Annotated in this window: 17 protein-coding genes; 6 read left to right on the top strand and 11 right to left on the bottom strand. The window is 34.9% G+C overall.

Going from position 1 to position 20490, the window contains the following annotated elements; translation table 11 throughout:
• Positions 1–29: 29 nt before the first annotated feature.
• From X925_RS06480 to X925_RS06440, 9 genes are all read right to left on the bottom strand, one after another.
• Complete coding sequence (locus X925_RS06480) at positions 30–1196, bottom strand: DegT/DnrJ/EryC1/StrS aminotransferase family protein (RefSeq protein ID WP_121959473.1); 1167 nt, start codon at positions 1194–1196, stop codon at positions 30–32.
• A gap of 1 nt (position 1197) precedes the next feature.
• Positions 1198–1845: a winged helix-turn-helix transcriptional regulator gene (locus X925_RS06475; RefSeq protein ID WP_012208784.1), complete on the bottom strand. Its 648-nt coding sequence runs from the start codon at positions 1843–1845 to the stop codon at positions 1198–1200.
• 185 nt (positions 1846–2030) lie between these two features.
• On the bottom strand, positions 2031–2645 hold the full coding sequence (gene wrbA / locus X925_RS06470) for an NAD(P)H:quinone oxidoreductase (protein ID WP_121959472.1): 615 nt from the start codon (positions 2643–2645) through the stop codon (positions 2031–2033).
• A 97-nt stretch (positions 2646–2742) separates the two neighbouring features.
• Positions 2743–3576, bottom strand: coding sequence for a carbohydrate ABC transporter permease (locus tag X925_RS06465; RefSeq protein WP_121959471.1), 834 nt, complete (start codon positions 3574–3576; stop codon positions 2743–2745).
• Positions 3577–3602: 26 nt separating this feature from the next.
• Complete coding sequence (locus X925_RS06460) at positions 3603–4478, bottom strand: carbohydrate ABC transporter permease (protein ID WP_121959470.1); 876 nt, start codon at positions 4476–4478, stop codon at positions 3603–3605.
• Between the two features lie 82 nt (positions 4479–4560).
• The gene (locus X925_RS06455; protein ID WP_103066642.1) at positions 4561–5763 is read right to left on the bottom strand and encodes a sugar ABC transporter substrate-binding protein; all 1203 of its coding nucleotides are present in this window, start codon (positions 5761–5763) and stop codon (positions 4561–4563) included.
• A 147-nt stretch (positions 5764–5910) separates the two neighbouring features.
• A complete protein-coding gene (locus tag X925_RS06450; RefSeq protein WP_121959469.1) occupies positions 5911–8940 on the bottom strand; it encodes a glucoamylase family protein in 3030 nt (1009 codons plus the stop codon).
• 203 nt (positions 8941–9143) lie between these two features.
• Entirely contained in the window at positions 9144–11504 is a 2361-nt protein-coding gene (locus X925_RS06445) for a GH36-type glycosyl hydrolase domain-containing protein (RefSeq protein WP_103066640.1), read from the bottom strand.
• A 91-nt stretch (positions 11505–11595) separates the two neighbouring features.
• Positions 11596–12621 (bottom strand): LacI family DNA-binding transcriptional regulator, encoded by a 1026-nt coding sequence (locus tag X925_RS06440; RefSeq protein ID WP_103066639.1) that lies wholly within the window; start codon positions 12619–12621, stop codon positions 11596–11598.
• 280 nt (positions 12622–12901) lie between these two features.
• On the opposite strand from X925_RS06440, the gene X925_RS06435 reads away from it, so the two are divergent.
• From X925_RS06435 to X925_RS06425, 3 genes are read left to right on the top strand one after another with little or no spacing between them, the layout of a single operon-like run.
• Positions 12902–13723 (top strand): fumarate hydratase, encoded by an 822-nt coding sequence (locus X925_RS06435; protein ID WP_103066638.1) that lies wholly within the window; start codon positions 12902–12904, stop codon positions 13721–13723.
• Positions 13716–14207 (top strand): FumA C-terminus/TtdB family hydratase beta subunit, encoded by a 492-nt coding sequence (locus tag X925_RS06430; protein ID WP_103066664.1) that lies wholly within the window; start codon positions 13716–13718, stop codon positions 14205–14207. Before X925_RS06435 ends, X925_RS06430 begins: the two co-directional genes overlap by 8 nt.
• A 19-nt stretch (positions 14208–14226) precedes the next feature.
• The gene (locus X925_RS06425) at positions 14227–15366 is read left to right on the top strand and encodes an NADP-dependent malic enzyme (RefSeq protein WP_103066637.1); all 1140 of its coding nucleotides are present in this window, start codon (positions 14227–14229) and stop codon (positions 15364–15366) included.
• Positions 15367–15392: 26 nt separating this feature from the next.
• Here the strand turns inward: X925_RS06425 and X925_RS06420 are convergent, their stop codons facing one another.
• Both X925_RS06420 and X925_RS10320 read right to left on the bottom strand, forming a co-directional pair.
• A complete protein-coding gene (locus X925_RS06420; RefSeq protein ID WP_103066636.1) occupies positions 15393–16994 on the bottom strand; it encodes a DEAD/DEAH box helicase in 1602 nt (533 codons plus the stop codon).
• Between the two features lie 209 nt (positions 16995–17203).
• Positions 17204–17344 (bottom strand): hypothetical protein, encoded by a 141-nt coding sequence (locus tag X925_RS10320; RefSeq protein WP_158245433.1) that lies wholly within the window; start codon positions 17342–17344, stop codon positions 17204–17206.
• 17 nt (positions 17345–17361) lie between these two features.
• Between X925_RS10320 and X925_RS06415 the strand changes: the two genes are divergently transcribed.
• The 3 genes from X925_RS06415 (at position 17362) to X925_RS06405 (ending at position 20485) form a co-directional block, all read left to right on the top strand.
• A complete protein-coding gene (locus X925_RS06415) occupies positions 17362–18621 on the top strand; it encodes a sugar ABC transporter substrate-binding protein (protein ID WP_103066635.1) in 1260 nt (419 codons plus the stop codon).
• Between the two features lie 98 nt (positions 18622–18719).
• The gene (locus X925_RS06410; protein ID WP_199171504.1) at positions 18720–19634 is read left to right on the top strand and encodes a carbohydrate ABC transporter permease; all 915 of its coding nucleotides are present in this window, start codon (positions 18720–18722) and stop codon (positions 19632–19634) included.
• Positions 19634–20485, top strand: a complete 852-nt coding sequence (locus tag X925_RS06405) for a carbohydrate ABC transporter permease (RefSeq protein ID WP_169924946.1) — start codon at positions 19634–19636, stop codon at positions 20483–20485. Before X925_RS06410 ends, X925_RS06405 begins: the two co-directional genes overlap by 1 nt.
• The last annotated feature ends 5 nt before the right edge of the window (positions 20486–20490 follow it).

Below are 20490 nucleotides of genomic sequence, written 5' to 3'. Positions count from 1 at the left end.
AAATATCGCTATCTTTAGAAACTCTAAAACTATTTTGAAAAAAACTCTTTAATACTTTTAACTACGTATTCCTGCTCTTTTTTGGTGAGCTCTGGAAACATTGGCAAGGCTAACGTCGATTTAGATGCATTTTCAGCTACAGGGAAGTCCCCTTCTTTATAACCCAAGTTCTCAAAACACTTTTGAAGGTGCAAACCAAGAGGATAGTATATCGATGTTCCAACCCCTTTATTTTCTAAGAATTTTTTCAATTTATCCCTATCTTTGGGGTTATTCAAAGTGACTACGTATTGGTGATAGACATGGGTTCTGTCGTTAAAATAAGCAGGATAACTTAAATCTTCGTTGAGGTTATGTAATTCAAATAATTCTTCATAATTTTTTGCCTTTTTTATTCTTTTATCAATGTATTCATCTAAATTGTTTAGTTTTATTCTCAATATTGCAGCTTGAACTTCGTCTAATCTTGAATTGTAACCAACTTCATCGTGATAATATTTTTTTGCAGCACCATGAACTCTTAATTTTCTGATCCTATCTGCCAAATCCGCATTGTTTGTAACAACCATTCCACCATCACCATAACCACCTAGATTTTTTGTTGGGAAGAAGGAAAATATGCCCAAATCTCCGATGCTGCCACTAAATTTTCTTTCACCATTCTTAAAGTGCCATACAGATCCAATAGACTGAGCGGCGTCTTCTATAATTTTTATGTTGTAATTCTCTCTTATTCTTTCCAATCTCTCTAAATCAACGGTTTTTCCAAAAAGGTGTACAGGAATAATCGCTTTAATTTTTTCTTTTTTTGGATGATTCTCAAGCAAATCTTCGACTTTATCCAAATCAAGGTTGTAATATTTATCTTCTACATCCACAAATATAGGCGTGGCGCCATTCAGTAAAATTGCACTTGCGGTTGCAAAAAAAGTATATGGTGTGGTGATAACGTAATCTCCTTCTTTTATACCTATAGCTTGAACGGATATCCTTAAGGCATCAGAGCCATTGGCAACACCAATAGCGTACTTTACGTTTATATACTTTGCAATTTCCTCTTCTAAGGCTTTTACATTACTTCCCATAACCACATTTCCAGAAGTGAAAACAGCATCCAACTTTTTTAGAACATTTTTTCTCAATTTTTCGTATTGTCGTGTTAAATCAAAAAGAGGAACCTTCATCTTGTCTTCCATCTCATCTCCCCTCCAAAGAAATATTGCCTTCCTCATCTATCTTAAAAACATATAATTTTTCCAAATTTTTTTCAGTTGCCTTTTCCAAAATTTTTTCTGACTTCCTAAAAGAAGCTATTATGAGTGCATCGTAGGTTAGCTCTTTGGCTTTTTCCGGAGGGTAAATATCTATTCCTTGAAGTTTATCACCTTGTTTTAAAGGGGAATCATCCAAAAATCCAATTATATTAATATTTTCATCCTTCAAAACCTTCAATACAATTCCTCCAACAACCCCCGCACCATACAAAAGAATATCCTTTAAATTATCTTTTTTAAGAGTTTGAAAAACTTTTTTGAATGAGTCTTTGGTTTCTGTATATAACTCAGAAACCTCGTCAACGAAACTGAGGGTTAAAAATTGCAACCTCTTTTTTCCTGCCTCTGTGAGCTCATAACTCATATTGCGTTTGTTTTCACCGCTTTTTATGATATTTCCATTCTCTTCAAAATCTTTTAAGTACTTGTTTATCATAGATGGAACGACCCCTACTTTTTTTGCCATTGTATCTTGAGAAATATCATTTTCTTGAGAAATTAACTTTAAGATCACCATTTCTCTAAAATTCGGAGAAGGATTAAAAAATGTGTAATTTTGTATATTGAGCATTAAGAAAATCACCTCTAATCATTTCATTCATACACTAAGTGAATAATCATAATTAATTATATCAGGTATTTTTTTAAAAGTCAATTGAAGTTTTAAATTCAAAAAAAATAAAGACGCACAGATCGTGCGCCTTCAAAAGTTTTTAAAAGTCGATATTTTAATTTTACAGTTTATACTCTGAAGTATCACCCAAAAAGCTTTTTTGCTATTTCAGCTACTCTTCTTCCTTGACTTTTTGCAATGTTGAGGTCTATTTCATTAGGTCTATTTTCCTCGCCTTGGATAATAATTGCCGAGGCACCATATGGTGTACCTCCATGAATATTCGACACATCGCTCAGACCTGGCTCATTGAAAGGAATTCCCACAATAATCATCCCATGATGCAATAACGTTGTATGAAAATTTAAAATGGTAGATTCTTGACCTCCATGTTGAGTACTGGTAGAAGTGAAAACACTACCTATTTTTCCAACTAAGCTTCCCCTTGCCCAAAGTGGACCTGTTGTATCAAGAAATTGCCTCATTTGTGCCGCCATCATGCCAAATCTAGTGGGAGTACCAAAAATTATCGCATCAGCTTCAACTAAAGAATCCAACGTTGCTACTGGAATATGTAAAAATTGTTCTTGTGCCTTTTTAGCCCCAGATTGGATTAGAATATCTTCGGGGACGGTTTCAGGCACTCTGTAGATCTTAACATCCGTTCCTTCCACTTCTTTTGCACCTTCCGCTTCGGCTTTAGCCATTTGATAAATACTGCCATACATACTATAGAATATAATGTTGACTTTTGCCATCTAAATCCTCCTTTAATTACGATAAATTTAGTCCCTTTTATTATACAGGTATTTCATTAATATTTTTTGAATTATATTATAAATATAGTAATACTTTTTAGCCTTTCATTCCAGTAAATGTGATTCCTTTTATGAAATATCGTTGAGTAAATAAAAATACAATTATTAGAGGCAAAATTACTATAACCGAACCTGCCATTTGCATCGCTATGTTTTCAGTATATTGTCCTCCTAAAACAGATACGGCAACAGGAAGTGTGTACATGCTTTCATCGGTCGCTATAATCAAGGGCCATAAAAAATTGTTCCAAGAACCTGTAAATGTGAAAATCGTTATTGCAGCCATAGCAGGTCTGGCCAAAGGCAATATTATTCTAAAAAATATCCATCCTTCATGTGCTCCATCTATCTTAGCTGCTTCTATTAGTTCGTCGGGGACACCCATAATGTATTGTCTCATGAAAAATATGTTGAAGGCATTTGCTATAGCAGGCAATATTAAACCCCAATAGGTGTTTAATAGATTCATTCGTGACAACAACAAAAATACTGGAATCATAGTTATTTGGCCAGGCACCATTATCGTTCCTAAGATAAACAAAAACAAAAGGTTTTTATTTTTAAAATGGAATTTGGCGAACCCATAACCTGCCATAGTAGCTATTAAAACGGATAAAAATGTGGTAGAAAGAGAAACAAGAACAGAATTCAAAAAAGGTCTTCCAAAGTTCATTTCTTGAAATAAATCTATATAATTATTAAAAGTAGGATTTCTAGGGATCCATCTGGGAGGAAATATAAAAATTTCTCCAGGTCCCTTAAAAGAAGTTGAAACCATCCATACAAAAGGTATAACAGAAATTAACAGCCAGATAATTAATAATCCATGTACCGCCACTTGTTCTATAGGAGAAACTTTTCTGGATCTCACATTTATCACTCCTTACCAATACTCTCTTATACTTCTGATCTTCTTGCACTCATTTGCATGTATGTTAAAGCAAATATCATTAAAAATAGCATAAAAGCGATCGAAGAGGCATACCCTAATTTGAAGAACCTGAACCCTTGTCGATACAGATACAGAACTATAGATAAAGTAGAATTCAAAGGCCCGCCTGCCGTTAACATGTAGGGTTCTTCAAATAATTGCAAATAACCTATTACAGTCATAACTGTAACAAAAAATATCGTTGGTCTCAACGATGGGATAGTAACATGTAAAAATTGTTGAAACCTTGAAGCTCCATCCAACTCGGCAGCTTCATATAGATAGTCGGGTATATTTTGTAAACCAGCCGTGAAGAGAATAATGTTGTAACCTACCGCTTTCCAAACTACAAGCATTATTACCGATGGCATTGCCCATATGGGATCACCTAACCAATTAGGTCCTTGTATACCAAATAAACCCAAGAACCAATTTATTAATCCATAATCAGGATTGAGCATCCATGCCCACACGATAGCAATTGCAACTGTGTTTGTAATAGAGGGGAGGTAAAAACTTACTTTAAAAAAATTCTTAAAATATGTGGCTTCCCTATTTATAAGAGCAGCAAAGCTTAAAGCTAATACTACTGTTAAGGGCATCGCAACAACTAATGCATATAGTGTATTTAGTAAAGCCCTCCAAAAAAGGGGGTCTTGCATTAAGTTTACGTAATTTTCAAAACCAATAAAACTAGCTCTTCCCCAATCATATATAGCATAAACATCGAAATCGGTGAAGCTTATGACTAAAGAAACTACTATAGGTATTAACATGAAGATCAACAATAATATTATTGAAGGTCCTATGAAACCAATAATCGCTCTTAATGGGGTCTTCAATTCTATCGCTCCTTAATAATCAAAATCAAAAAAATTTGATCAAAAGCCCCTCTTTTTTGTAACAAGAGGGGCATAAAACAAATTATTTCAATATCTTTTCAATATCTTTTTTCAAATCTTTAGCTGCTTGTTCTGGCGTTTTTCTGCCATAAATCGCTTCTTGAACTCTGCTATCAATCGAAACTGAGATCTCTTGAAATTCGGGTATATTTATAGGAGCTTTTGCATCATTCAACTGTTCACCAAACGTCGCTATCATCGGATCTGATTGCAATAAAGGATCTTCCCATGCTTTGGGGACTGAAGGTAGTGCATTCACAATTTGGTACCACTTTACTTGGATATCCGGTCTCGACAAGAACTCTATGAACTTCCAAGCAGCTTCCTTGTTTTTGGAATCTCTGAAAATTACTAAATCACTGCCACCCATAAAGGATGTTCTGCTTTTATTCTCGGGCATTAATGCAACATCCCAATTACCATCTATTTGAGGTATTTGTGCCCTTATCATACTAACCATCCATGGACCGGAAAAAAAGATTGGTGTATCTCCAGAGGCAAAATCTTGGAATAGGTTCCCTCCACCAGCAATTGGAGTCAATCCTTCAGTGAAGAATCTTGTGTAATACCCAAAAGCTTCGACGAATTCTGGTTGGTCTACTATCACATTTCCAGCGCTGTCTAAAATATCTCCACCATTTTGCCAAACAAATGGTAACAGTACTTGATAATTATCCTGAGGTTGGTAAAGTGTAATGCCATATCTACTACCATTTTCAACTAACTTCTTTACAGCATCGTATAACTCATCCCAATTTTGAGGAGCATGATCGTAACCTACTTGCGCTAATAAATCTGTTCTGTAATACATAGCTCTAGTATCCACATACCAAGGAATACCAAACTGCTTCCCATCAACTATTCCTGTTTCCCAAGCACCTTGGAAGAAATTCTCTGGCTTTACCACTTCAGAGTTTTCTATGTACGGAGCTAAATCTTCAAACGCTCCCATGCTTCCAAACGGAGCCATCCAAGTTGTTCCCATCTGTGCAATATCCGGGACTTGTCTGCCAGCGATTCCTGTTAAAATTTTATCGTAGGCATTTGCCCAGGGTATGGCTTGAATATCGACCTCATATTCAGGGTATTCTTCCATGAAAAGCTCAGCTAATTGATCCAAACTTTTTGCCTCTTCACCCATAGCCCATACTGTGATCTTTGTTGCTCCGAAATTGAATGAAACCAACAACATCACAACACTCAAAACGACCAAAGTCTTTCTCATGTTCCTACACCTCCTAATAACAATTTTTTACAGTATTTAGAAGTTTAAAACTTCTATTAAATCCCTACCCCCCTGCAAACCTTTTAAAATCGAAATTTTATTTTTGATAATCTTTTTATTTTTAATATTCTGATTCAGAAAAGAATCTTATTTTAATTCTAAAGTTCCCCAATTTTGTGGATTTGCCCAAATATCTGGCAGAGGATTCCAAGAAATTATATTCTCTCTCACATATTCTCCTATAGCCGCATCTCCTTTGTTAGAATTATGGATTGTGTGGCTAAATCCAAGTTTTAAACCAGGTTGTGGATTCGTTATACCTAAATATTCAAATGGGATCATGACTTCCACAACATATCCATAATCTGTTTTTTTAGAAGCTACCTTCATTTTAGGTGCCGTTGTGGATATTGGACCTGGTTTTGCGTCTTCGTGTCGTACAGCCTGGACGTTTCCTTCTGTATCAAATGGAAGAATAGCTAATTTGAAAATTCCCGCATCTGAGCCAGCAACTGCTGGGTTTATATAAAATTCAATTGAATCAGTCCTGTAATAACCACCGACATCGTTGGGGGCTATGTTAATAACGACAACTTCATCGTATACGTCTGCTGCTAAATACAAGTTTTGATCATCCCATGCAACTTGAAAGTAACTATGTAGAACCTGAGACCTTTTATCTACAGGTTTTATTCCACCGCCTGGTACGTTCATATCTTCTGTTACGTCATATTTTGGAATGTTTTTCCATTCTTCTAAATTCCCGTCGATGTTTATATTATTTGAAATTTTTGGTGCTTCCGCTAACTTTTCTTCGGAACTAGTTAACAATCGTTTGTATTCTTCAACATACCAAGGAGTAACTGAATAATCAGATACTTTTTCAACGAATCCTATTTCATCTAAAGCCTTTTGAACATTTTCATTCTTCATGAAAAGTTCCCAAATTAAACCGGTCCTATAATTTTCGATCATTAAAATAATATCTCCTTGATCAATCCCTATATATTGATCAGAGAACCATACTTCATCTACGTTGAATGCACTATAAAATCCATACTCGCCCCATACTAACGGTCCATATTTACTCAACATTCCTCTGATAGCGTTCATTGATATATCAGGAGTGAATGGTATAGATGATATAGATGCATAGGGTGCAACCGTTCCATCGTTGTTCCCATCAACAGCTCCGTAAGCTTTGTATCCTGTAGGTCCATCAGAAGCACTTAAACCCCAGATGTCCATGGCGTAAGTTTCGTATTTAAAACGATTCTGTACAGCATATAACCAGTTGTATCTTGTTGCGGCTACTGCGTTGTTGAAATAATTAGCGTATTTGTCTTCTTTGTCTCTAAAATCTATCCAAATATTAGGGTATTGGTATACGAACAGTGTTTCTTGAGGTAGATAAATATATGTATCGTTTTTTACGGGTCTAAAAATTTTGTCCCATGAATCCGCAGGAACTGGATAGGTTGGTGAGCCAATAGCTAACACATAGGCGAGTAATCCTTCGTTGAAAGAATCCCATCTAGCGCCTAAGAAACCTGCCTCTGGTTTCCAACCCATGGACAAAGTGTCCCCACCGGCAAGCATCCATTGCCAATTTACGTTTTCATATAATTTATTTGCTAGTTCATCTACTTCCGTATTTTCAAAATAGGCTCCTGCTGTCAATGCGCCGGCAACGAGTATTGCGGTATCGATAGAAGATACCTCGCTGTTCCACTCTCTCTTGCCAGTATTCATGTTCACAAAATGGTAGTAAAAACCATTGATTCCTTCGACTTTGCCTTCTACAAAGGTTTTTAACGTTGTTAACGTTCTTTCGTAACCTTGATCATAAGTTATCCATCCCCGTTCAATACCTACTGGAATAGCTGAAAGTGCCATTCCAACAGCGGCTATACTTGAAGCTGAATCTGGCGTACTTCTATCTTTTACCAGACCATTTTCAGGGTTTACTTCTTTCCAAAGGTACATGAAGGTTCTTTTTTGTATTTCATCTAATAAGCTTTCATCGTCAAGTTCTAAAAGATTTTCTACTTCTTCTTTAAGCTTTGAAGGGACGGCGGATAAAAGATCTTCCACTGTGGGTTTAGAATCTGATGATTTTTCTACAAAGATCCCATCTACATAGAATGGTTCCGTTAAAGGTACTTTTTCATTGTTTTGATTGAAACCAGCAAAAGCCAAGTAAATCATGTACTTATTTCCTTCTTTTAATTTGCTCATATCTCCGGCTATCTCAAATTCTATCCTGTTCCATCCATCATTTATACTTGTTTGAGAGAATACCCCTCCAACCCATTGCCATTCAGTTGTTAAATCTGCCATACCTAAGAAATACATCGTTGGTTTTATTTTATTGTCCTTTGGTATATATACGTTCATTGTTACTTTGTCGGTATCTGACCAAGAAATAATTTTTTCACCTGAAAGTTCAATTGCTATCTTTGTTTCTATTGCCTCACCGTTGGGAATAACCTTCATGGAGTATAACCCTTCAGCTGCACGATCTTGGGCTAACTCGAAAACAGCTCCTGTATTATCGTTACCAAAGGTATTTATCTCCTCAATCGTGTCCATATTCCAAATATATACCCGTTCTGTTTGTGGTTCTTGAGAGTTTAAAGCAACAAGGTTGTCAACGTAGAAAGGATCCTTTAAAGGAAGTTTTGCTGATCCTTCAGAATAGAAAAAGGAAAAGTAAAGCATATATTTGTTATCAGGTAAAAGATCTTGCATCTTTTCGGATAATCTATACTCTATTAGATTCCAACCATCTTTTTGTGTTGTTTCAGAGAATATTCCATCAACCCATTCCCAGCCTTCAGTAACATCAGCCATACCAAGAAAAAAATTGTTAGGTTTTAAAGAACTATTTGGATTTGTGTAAAGCGCTAGCTGCAATGTATCATTACCAAACCATTTACTCAATCTTTCTCCTGATAATTCGAAAGCTAACTTCGTCTCTTCAGATGAGCCTGAAGGTACGACAATCGTAGAAAATTTACCGTTGTATACATATCTACCACTCAGTTCAAAGGTTGCTCCAGTGTTATCATTGTTCAAACCAACAGTAGAATCGAAATCATGGATTACCACTTGAGAGAAAGATGATAAAAACAACATCACAACCGCTAATACCAAAAAATATCGTTTTTTACTCATCGTAAATTCCTCCTTTTCTAGAATTTTATACTATCTTTAGAAACTCTGAACCCTACTTTAAACCTTGCTTCTAGAATCTAAAAATTTTTAAAATACCTCCATCATTCTAAGCTACATACAATCTGTTTTAGCTGCCCTGTAATCCTTTTAAAATCAAAATCTCATTTTTTGAAAATTAATTGTTTCTAAAATTTTTATACTTTTTAAAAAAGTACTTCAACGTTCAAAACACTTTCTTCAAATAATTCCGGATTAATAATATTTCCATTGATTTCTACACCATTAACTACAATCTTTTTCTCATTACTTTTTTTGTAAGTTATGTTTAACTGTTTTCCCCTGAATATTCTCCTTACTTTTACTTCTTTCCAATCTTCTGGGAACAAGGGTTCTATTCTTAATCCTTCCCATTCGGGTTTTAGCCCAAAAATTCCCTCAACTCCAACTATGAAATACCAAGCTGCCGATCCTGTATACCAAGTCCACCCTCCTCGTCCAAAATAAGGAGAATCTGGCCCATCAACGTTACCAGGGGTAACATATGGTTCAGCTAAGTATTTATCAGGTTCCAAACCCCTATAAATAGGCATAAAGCTTTTGTAGATTTTGTATGTTTCAGGATCTTTCATCTTTGAGGCTGCCAATATCGCCCAAGTGCCTGCATGAGTGTATAATCCACCATTTTCTCTAACTCCTGGAGCGTATCTGCTTAAGTATCCAATTTCTGAATCGGGGTTCGCAAATGCTGGTTGAAAAAGAAGTGGCCCATAATCTTTAAAAAGGTACTTTTTTGCTGATTGATAAGCTGCTTCAATTCGTGTTTGTGTTGCGGTGCCGTTGATTATTGCCCAAGTTTGTGCGTTTAAAAATATCTTACCTTCACTGTTTTGTTTACTCCCAATCGGTTCTCCATTGTCTTTGAATGCCCTTACGTACCATTCTCCATCCCAGGCGTATTTGTTTATATTTTCTTTAAGCTTTTCAGCTTCATCCAAAAACCTTTGCATATTTTCTAAATCTCCTATCTTTTCACAAACAACAGAGAAATCTTTTAAAATACCGTACAAGAAATGTCCAAGCCAAACACTTTCCCCTTTTCCTTGAGTGCCAACAGCGTTCATGCCATCATTCCAGTCTCCGTCACCTATTAAAGGAAGTCCTCTTGGGCTCATATGATTTAAATTGTAGTGAATCGCTCTAATACAATGGTCGTATAAAGAAGATTCCCCACCATCCAGGAACTTTATGTTTTCTTTCAAGAATTCTAAATCATTGGTTTCTCTTAAAAGCCTTAGAACAACAAAAGGCAACCATAATCTGTTATCCGATATATTATTTTTGTAGCCAAGTTCGGAAAGCGGATGCCACCAATGGTAAACACTCCCATCTTTGAACTGGTGGGCTGCATGAAGTCTTATTTGATTTTTGGTCTGTTCAGGATCGATGTACAAAAATATCTGACTATCTTGAAGCTGGTCTCTAAAACCATATGCACCACCAGTTTGATAATAAGCCGACCTTCCCCACAATCTTCCAGAAATAGCTTGATATTTCAACCAGTTGTTTAGCATAAAATCTAGGGCTTTATCTGGAGTTTCAACAGTAAATTTCGAAAGCATTTTATCCCACATACCCTTTACTTTTTCAAATTCTTCTTCAACGCTTTCTACTGTCTGATATTTTTTAACAAGGAAATTCACACTTTCGTTGGTATTTTTTTGAGAAACAGCTCCAAGAAGATAAATCAACGTTTTTTCTTCTCCTGGTTTTAAAATTATTTGATTTTTTAAGCTGGCAATAGGATCTTCCCACTTTCCATAGGTGTTTGATATTTCTCCAGTAATAATGGCTTTTGGATTAGAAACACTTCCGTACGGTCCTAAAAATCTTTCCTTTGACCCTTCAAATCCTGCCACTGTCTCACTAACTGAATGAAAAGCTGTATATTCCCAGTTTCTGTTCCAATTTTGACCTTTTTCATTTGGTATCTCCCACATTCTTTTTTCAGCCGTCATACAGTTTAAACCGTTTAAAAAATCTGTTTCTATAAAAGTTTTGTGAAACTCTCTGTGCCAGTCAGGAGCGGCTCCCAAATTCCATTCTAAATAGGTGTAAACAGATAGTCTACGTTCTTTTTCGGAAGTATTTTTTATAGTTAACTTCCATATTTCAACTGGGTCATCTTTAGATACAAACATAGTTAAATTCGTTTTTATATCGAAGTATTTGGTTTCAAATATGGAATAACCTTGACCATGTCTTAATTTATACTCTTGAGGTTCTTTACAACTGGGTTTCCAGCTTGGAGACCAAAAATCCCCGCTTGTATCATCTTTTATGTATATATATTTACCCCATTCATCCTTTATTAGATCTTGTTCCCACCGTGTAATTCTATTTAAACTTGCATGCGTTCTCCAGCTATAACCAGAGCCACTCTGAGATATAATCATTCCATAATCTCTATTAGAAATAACATTTATCCAAGGTTTGGGAGTTTTAGGTGTGGTTATAATAAATTCTTTTCCATCTTCTGTGAAATATCCGTATTTTGTCTCGAACATATCTTCCCTCCTGATTTTTAAAATTACTGTTATAAAGGCTATTAAAAACTTTATTTATAGTTACTTAATCGGTTAAGTTATCTATAAAAATTTAAATTCTTATGCAAGAATGTCTTTCGATTAATTTTGTTTTTAACATATATCTTTTTTCTTCAATTTTTTCTTCATTGATTAAAGCTGTAATAATATCTACAGCTTTTTTACCCATTTCATATATGGGCTGTGAAACTGTTGTTAAAGGCGGTTCTATTATAGAACTGGCCTCGATATTATCAAACCCCACAATGGAGATATCTATGGGAATTTTGTAACCACTTTCTTTTAAAGCCCTTATTGCTCCTATGGCCATTTGATCGTTTGAAGAAAAAATAGCAGTGAATTTTTCTCTTTTTTCTAACAATCTTTTTGTAGCGGCATATCCTTCTTCTTTTGTGAAATTACCGTTTTCAACTAATTCTGGGCTGAATTGGATTCCATAAGTTTTTAATGCCTTTAAATACCCCTTGAATCGTGCCTTTGAATCCCAGGCAACTTCTGGACCTGCTAAAAACGCTATTCTTTTATGTCCAAGTTTTATCAAATATTCTGTCGCCTCATACGCTCCATTTTCGTTGTCAACCATTACGGAATAAATTTCTTCATCTTTTGGTGGATAGTCGATAAAGACAAAAGGAATCTCTCTTTCTTTCAATGATTCTATGAAATTATCAGTAATAAAATAGGCCATTATAATTAACCCGTCAACTATACTTTTATTCAACAGTCGAACTACTTGTTGCTCTCTTTCTGGTCGTGCGTGTGTGGTAAATAAGGTGAGAAGATAATCTTTTTTATTTAAAGTTTTTTCTACTCCTCTAATTATATTGGCATAAAACATATCAGAAATATCCGGGATAACTAAACCTACAAAATGTGTTTTTTCACCAGCTAAACCTCTTGCTGCGGAATTAGGAAAATAATTAGTTTCTTCAATTATACTTTTTATTTTATTTCTAACTGGTTCACTTACACCAGGTTTATCGTTGATCACGTATGACACGGTAGCTTTAGAAACTTGTGCAATCTGTGCAATATCTTCAATAGTTATTCGAGAATTTTTATTCTTCTTTGGTGGCATTGTATATCCTCCAATATTTTATTATAAGAGTACTTAACCGCTTAACTATTCATATTATACCTCTTAAATTCTCAAAATAAAAATCCGATTAAAGCTAATTATAGACAATTAAAGTCGATTAGAGCCGATTAGGACTTAAAAACTTAAAAATTCTTAATTTTTCATTTTTTTATGCTAAAATTTCAAAAAAATGGAAAAATAGACGATAATATAGAAGCTTTAGAGATTAAACAATTAGAATTTCTAAAGAGAGTAATCGATTATAAAAAAGGAGTTTGAGATGATACATAAGCGTGAAATACTAGAAAAATTGTCAAATCATTTATTAAAGATCAATGAAACGATAAACCCAGAAGTAAAAGCTTACATAGACGGATACGTTGGCCCATTTTCCCAAGCACTTAAAGAAAATTATAAAATTGCAGAAGCTGAAAAATTACCCCTCTGTCAAGATACGGGTATTGTTGAATTCTTTGTTTTTTTAGGAAACGAAGTTAGACTTGAAGAACCGATATTTTCAACTTTAAATGAGGTGGTTGAAAAGGTATACACAGAAAATCCATTCCGATTTTCACTTGTCAGTGACCCCCTTTTTGAAAGAAAAAACACTAAGAACAACATTCCTGCTGTTGTACACATATTTCAAATTTCTGGGAAGAGTTTAGAGATCAAATTTTTAGTAAAAGGTGGGGGAAGCGAGAACCTTTCAGCCTTGTTCATGTTAAAACCATCAATCAATGTCCAAGAGTTAAAAGATCTAATAATCGGGCATGTGAAAGAAAACGGGGCAAAAGGTTGTCCGCCTTTACATGTTGGAATAGGAATAGGTGGAACTTCTGATAAAGCGATGGTTTTATCCAAATTGGCTTTAACTAAAAGTTTCAAAGAAAGAAATCAAAACCCTGTATACGCAGATTTTGAGGAAGAGCTATTGAAAGATTTAAATACTTTAAAAATAGGTTTTCAAGGATTAAAAGAGGGGGCTTCGATTTTTTCGGTACATGTAGAATATGCTCCCACCCATGTTGCAACACTTCCGGTTGGGGTTTCCTTAGATTGTTACCTTTGTAGAAAAGGTGTGGTAAAATTTGAAGATGGATGAAATAAAAAAATTAAAGGTCAGAGAACTCTTACAATACACAGGTGAATTGATAGTTATGAGGGATGCTGGCCACCAAAGACTTTTGGAATTAGTATCAGAAAATTCAAAGCTTCCAGTAGATTTAAATGAAAAAATTGTTTTTTATGCTGGTCCTGCTAATCCTCCAAAGAATTCTAAGATAGGCGTTATAGGCCCAACAACGAGTGAAAGAATGGATAAATATCTTGAAATGATCTTTAAATTAGGGGTGTTAGCAACGGTTGGAAAAGGGAAAAGAAGTGATTTAGCAGTAAAGCTCTGTGTGAAATACAAGCGAGTTTATTTTATAACTCCAAGTGGTGCAGCTGCATATCTTTCTAAATGTGTGAAGGATATAAAGGTTCTAGCCTTCCCAGAATTAGGGCCAGAAGCTATTTATAACATAAGCGTGAAAGATTTTCCTTTAATGGTGGCAATAGATACAAACGGCAATCAGATATTCTAACTTTTAAGGAGTGTTAATCTTGGACGCGAAAGAATTACACAAAATACTCAAAGGAAAAATTAGGACAATTTCGAACGTCGACAATTTGAACGAAGAATCGTTATCCCTACTATACACTCCTGGGGTAGCAGATGTTGCAGAAGAATGCTCTAAAGATCCAGAAAATACATTTTTATACACAAGACGTTGGAACACCGTTGGTATCGTTTCAGACGGGAGTGCCGTATTGGGTCTTGGTAACATAGGACCATATGGAGCGCTTCCCGTTATGGAAGGTAAAGCCTTGTTGTTTAATCTTTTTGGTCAGCTTGATGCCTTTCCAATTTGCCTGAATACACAAGATCCAGAAGAAATTGTTTCAATTGTGAAAAACTTAGAACCTTCTTTTGGAGGTATAAACTTAGAAGATATCTCCGCTCCTAGATGTTTTCGAATATTAGAAGAATTGAATAAAACAATGAATATTCCAGTTTTTCATGATGATCAGCAGGGAACTGCTGTAGTAGTTACGGCAGGATTGTTGAATGCATTGAAATTAACGGGCAAAGAAGCAAAAAATATTAAAGTTGTTATTAACGGTATAGGGGCAGCGGGGTACAATATAGCCAAGTTTTTGATAGATTTTGGCGTTATAAATCTTATTTTAGTTGACAAGAATGGAGTATTGAATAAAAATGTTCCAGAAAGTTGCTTACATGAATATCACAAAGAATTAGCGCAGATAACAAATCCAGAAAATATAATAGGGAATCTCACAGATGCTCTTTTTGGTGCAGATGTGTTCATAGGGGTATCCAAGGGCAATATTTTGAACGAAGAAATGGTAAAAAAGATGAATAAAAATCCTATAATATTTGCACTTGCCAACCCTTTGCCAGAAATAGATCCAATATTAGCAAAAAGCTTCGGGGCAAGTATAGTGGCAACTGGAAGATCAGATTATCCTAACCAAATCAACAATCTCATAGCCTTTCCAGGAATAATGAAGGGAGCGATAGAAAAAAAATCTAAAATAACTAAAAAAATGCTCCATTCTGCAATACTTGCAATTTCAAATTCGTGTATTCCCACGCCTACCAGGATCTTACCCGAAGCTTATGATAAAAGATTACATTTAAACGTATATGAAGCGGTTAAAAATGCTTCAGAATCGAACTAGTTGTTTCTATAATCCATTTTTTGCCTTTACTTTCTCACTTCTCTTTTGGACTTAGCTTCTACTACGAGTGGTCTTTTTCTATTTGATTTTTGCTTGAATATCTCTATTATTGCTTCAGCTTTTTCTGAAGGAACTGTCACAAAAGAAAATTTATCCATTACTTGGATATCTTTTATTTTTTTAATGGTTACACCAGTTTCCCTTTCAATGAATTCAGCAAGCTTTTTTGGTGTCATTTTACTTGAACTACCTAATGCAACAAATAACCTTTGATCCTTGCTTTTTGAAGAACTTTTAACTTCCTTTATTTTGTTATAATTTTCTTCTTTCAAGATTCCACCATAAAAATACTTTAAAATAGAAGAAATTATTTGACTGGGTTCTTGGTCAGTTTCCTCTATTATTTTTTCCGTCAAGATTTCGTATATGGGATCTATATCTTTGGAAAGATTAGATTTGATCTCGTCTTTTATTTTTTCAACTTTTGCATTAACAATATCTTTTGCTTGTGGTATTTTAGCTTCTTCTATTAAGGCTTTTGAGGAATGCTTAATGAACATGAATTTTCTATACTCGCTAGGTGTAACAAAAGTAATAGCTGTACCCTCATTTCCGGCCCTTGCAGTTCTTCCGATACGATGTATATAATTTTCTGGATTTTGTGGAAGAGAATAATTGATAACGTATTTAAGATTGTCTATATCTATACCTCTAGCTGCAACATCTGTGGCTATTAAAATTTTTATTCGTTTGTTCTTAAATTTATCCATTATTCTTTCTCTTTGATTTTGAGAAACGTCTCCATTCAGGGCTTCTGCTTCGTAACCTTTTCTGACTAATTCGTTTGCGATTTCTTCCGATTGGACTTTTGTTTTAGTAAATACAAGACCGTAAAAATTAGTGTCTAAATCTATTAGTCTACTCAAAAGTTCGATTTTATCAGATTCAGAAATCATGTAATAAATTTGTTTTGCCTTTTTTACTGTTATGTCCTCTTTGTTTTCTTGAACTGTTGTTACCGTTTGAAAATTTCCCATATACTTTCTAGCAAGGGTAACAATCCTTTGAGGCATTGTAGCTGAAAACATCAAAATTTGCTTTTCTTTATTAGTTTTTGAGAGTATCGTCTCCACATCTTCTATAAAACCCATATCTAGCATTTCATCGGCTTCATCAATGACCAAATACTTAATTTTACTAATATCTAAAGTACCTCTATTCAAATGATCTATTATTCTTCCAGGGGTACCTACCACTAAATCTACTTTTCTTTTGAGGGTTCTGATTTGATTTCCAATTGAGACCCCTCCATACACGGGAAGAAGGTTCAATCTTTTGTTTCCTTTCAATGAGTCTATCTCATTACAAACTTGCAAAGCTAACTCTCTTGTGGGAGTTAATACCAAAGCTTGAAGGTCGTTTGCTTTCTCTTCTAATCTTTCAATTAGAGGTATACCAAATGCTGCAGTTTTTCCTGTACCAGTTTGAGCCTGACCGATTACATTATTCTTACCAGATAAAAGAAGGGGTATAACCTTTTCTTGGATAGGAGTTGGTTCTTCGTACCCTTTTTTATCAATCGCGTTGAGTATGTTATCAGAAAGGCCCATGTGTTGAAATTTTGTCATGTTTTTACTCCTTTTTCTATTTTTTGGGCCAAAATAACCTTTTACATTATACCATAAGTTTCGTGAACAAATGGTATTTGTTTAAGAATTTAAATAACAATTCCCTTAAATATCTTTATCCTCACAGCGAGCTGAAGAGTTTAGGTATTATTATCGGCAATCGGTTTGCATTACTCCAATTTATTTTTAAAATACTAAGAAAATTAGAGTTATTTGTCTTTAATTGAAAATAATCGTATATAATTACCCATAACCACCACTGTTGAAAGTTGACAGTTTTTGTTATTTGTTGTAGAATTTTGCTGAATGTTGTTGTTTTTTAATTCTGGATCTATAAGAACAATTTTCATAAGAGGAGGTCATCAAAATGAAAAAAGTAGTAAGTATTTTGTTTGTTTTATTGATCTTTTTGGGCATCTCTGTTTTTAGTCAAGTTGAAATTACTATGTGGTTCCACTCAGGAAGAGGCGAAGAGAGAGAGGTTATAGAAGATCAAGTAAAACGATTTAATGCCATGCAGAACGAAGTTAAAGTTGTTGCTGTTCAATTGCCCGAAGGTAGTTACAACGATCAAGTGAACGCCGCTGCTTTGGCTGGAGATTTACCGGATATATTAGATCTGGACGGACCATTTGTTTCAAATTATGCATGGGCCGGTTATTTGAGACCCCTAGATGAATTCATGCCCTCAGAGTTGAAAGAAGATTTCTTACCCTCTATTATTGCCCAGGGGACTTACAATGGAAAAATATACGCGTTGGGAACCTTTGACTCAGGTTTAGCCTTGTGGGGTAATAAAGCCTTGCTGGAAAAAGCCAATGTAAGAATCCCAAAAAACGTAGAAGATGCCTGGACATTTACCGAATTCATGGATGTACTAAGAAGATTGAAAGAATTACCAGAAGTTACTTATTCCTTAGACCTTAAAGCAAACGATAGAGGAGAATGGTACACCTACGGATTGTCGCCATTTTTCCAAGGATTTGGAGCTGATTTAATAGACAGAGAAACCTACATGAGTGCAGAAGGAGTATTAAATGGTCCTGAAGCCGTTGCAGCTGCATCTTGGTTACAGGCTCTGTTTGAACAAGGATTTGTCAATTCAAATCCTCCAGGATATAATGTAGAATTTTTGAACGGTGAAATCCCATTAGAATGGGCTGGACACTGGGAATATCCACAAGGTAAAGGAGCGTTGGGAGATGATCTTGTTTTAATTCCTGCTCCAAAATTTTTCAAACATGTTAGTGGTATGGGATCTTGGGCATGGGCAATAACAACCAACTCAAAAAATCCTGAAGCCTCATGGAAATTCTTAGAATTTCTCTTGAAACCGGAAGAAATTGTTAAAATGTCCAATGCCAATGGAGCTGTCCCCTCTAGATATTCAGCAATTGAACTTTCTGAGCTGTACAAAGAGGGTGGACCACTCAACATTTATGTTCAACAATTAAATACAATAGCCCTTCCTCGACCAGTTACTCCTGGTTACCCTGCTATTACTTTAGCTTTCCAAGACATGATAGGAAATCTAATCAGAGGTGTAGATGTCCAAGAAATTCTGGACAGAGCGGTTAGGGTGATAGATCAGGATATTGAATCTAACCAGGGTTATCCCATATATTAAATGTTACAAGCTCCATGAACAGGGTGAGAAAACTCACCCTGTTTTTAAAATTGATAGAAAACTTTTCAATTATGAAGTAGATAAAGAGGTGAATAAAGTTGAATAAAGCAGAGAAAAGTAGGAAAATGAGTTATAAACAAAGGGGGCTTAAGCAGGCTTTACCTTTTTTATTACCTGCAAGTATTTTACTGTTCGTATTTTTAATAATTCCTTTCTTTTTTGCTTTTTATTTATCCTTTACGAATACTCGTTTAATTTCTCCTATTCCACCTAGATTTGTTGGATTTAGCAATTATGTTAGAATGTTAGGCGATGACCTCTTTGGAAAAGCCCTACTAAATAATTTTTATTTCGTAGCCATAGTTGTCCCTCTTCAAACCATTTTTGCCTTATTTTTAGCGATACTCGTAAACCAAAAAATAAAAGGTAGTACGACGTTTAGGACGATATACTTTTTACCTACCGTAACAACGATGGTAGTTGTTGCAGTAATATGGACATTTTTATATCATCCTGAGGGAACGATAAACGCCATCCTTTCTTTCATTACATTTGGGAACTGGGAGCCTATAGATTTTCTTAGCACCGAAAGAATCGCTTTCCCGACAATAATGTTTTTATCTATTTGGCAAGGAGTAGGTTTTCAAATGCTGATATTTCTTGCGGGATTGCAAGAAATTCCCGAATCATTGTATGAAGCAGCAACAATAGATGGAGCAAACAAATGGAAACAATTTATATATATCACTCTTCCCCAACTAAAAAATACAAGTATATTCGTAATTATCTCTACCACGATACTCGCTTTCAAATTATTCGATCAAGTATACATTATGACAAGCGGTGGTCCAAATTATTCGACATATACAGTAATGTTACATATATATAATCAAGGATTTAGGATGCAAAACGTTGGTTATGCATCTTCTTTAACGGTGATATTTTTTCTCATTATTTTAGGGGTTTCTTTAATTCAAAGAATTCTCCTGAGAGAAGAAAGAGAGGTGTTTTGATGAGGCAAAGAAGTAGAAAAAGAATGATAATTATTAATAGAATTATTAGTTATATTTTAATGATAATTCTCGCCATCTTTTTTTTATTCCCACTTTTGTACATGATCTCCGTGTCTCTTAATCCAAGTGAGATAGACATAGTCAATCAAATGTCTTCAATAAAAGGTTTTATACCCACTACGATTAGTATAGAAAATTTCAAAGATGTTTTTGATCGGATGCCTTTTCAAAGATTTTTATTCAATTCTGTGTTGATCGTTGGTACAACTATAATTGCAGGTTTAATTGTGAACAGCATGATGGCGTACGGACTTGCTAGGTTCTCTTTCAAAGGAAGAAAAATGCTAGTTTCAATAATTGTAGCTTTAATTATCATTCCCTTTGAAGCAATTGCCATTCCTCTATTGCTCATAACCAACAAGATGGGGTGGCTGGATAGTTACCAAGTTCAAATAATTCCATTTATTGCTAATCCACTTTATATATTTCTTCTCTATCAATTTTTCATAAATTTTCCCAAGGATTTGGAAGAAGCAGCTCTAATAGATGGAGCAGGTTGGTTTAAAATTTATTGGAAAATCGTTTTACCTCTTTCTAGACCAGTTTTGGCAAGTGTAGCAATTCTTCATTTTCTTATGCAATGGGGTTCTTTTTTGTGGCCATTGATGGTTACGAGGGGATACACATATAGGCCTTTAACGGTTGCAATGCAAACGTTCTTTGGACAAGCCCCAATCTACTGGGGAGATATCATGGCTTTTGCTACTATGATGACTATTCCTGTTATAATATTATTTATTTTCCTACAAAACCAGTTTGTAAAAAGCGTTGCTACCACAGGAATAAAATAGGAGGT

It is taken from the genome of Petrotoga sp. 9T1HF07.CasAA.8.2, assembly GCF_002895585.1.
Lineage (GTDB): Bacteria > Thermotogota > Thermotogae > Petrotogales > Petrotogaceae > Petrotoga > Petrotoga mobilis.
This window is presented reverse-complemented; position numbering and strand designations above follow the sequence as displayed.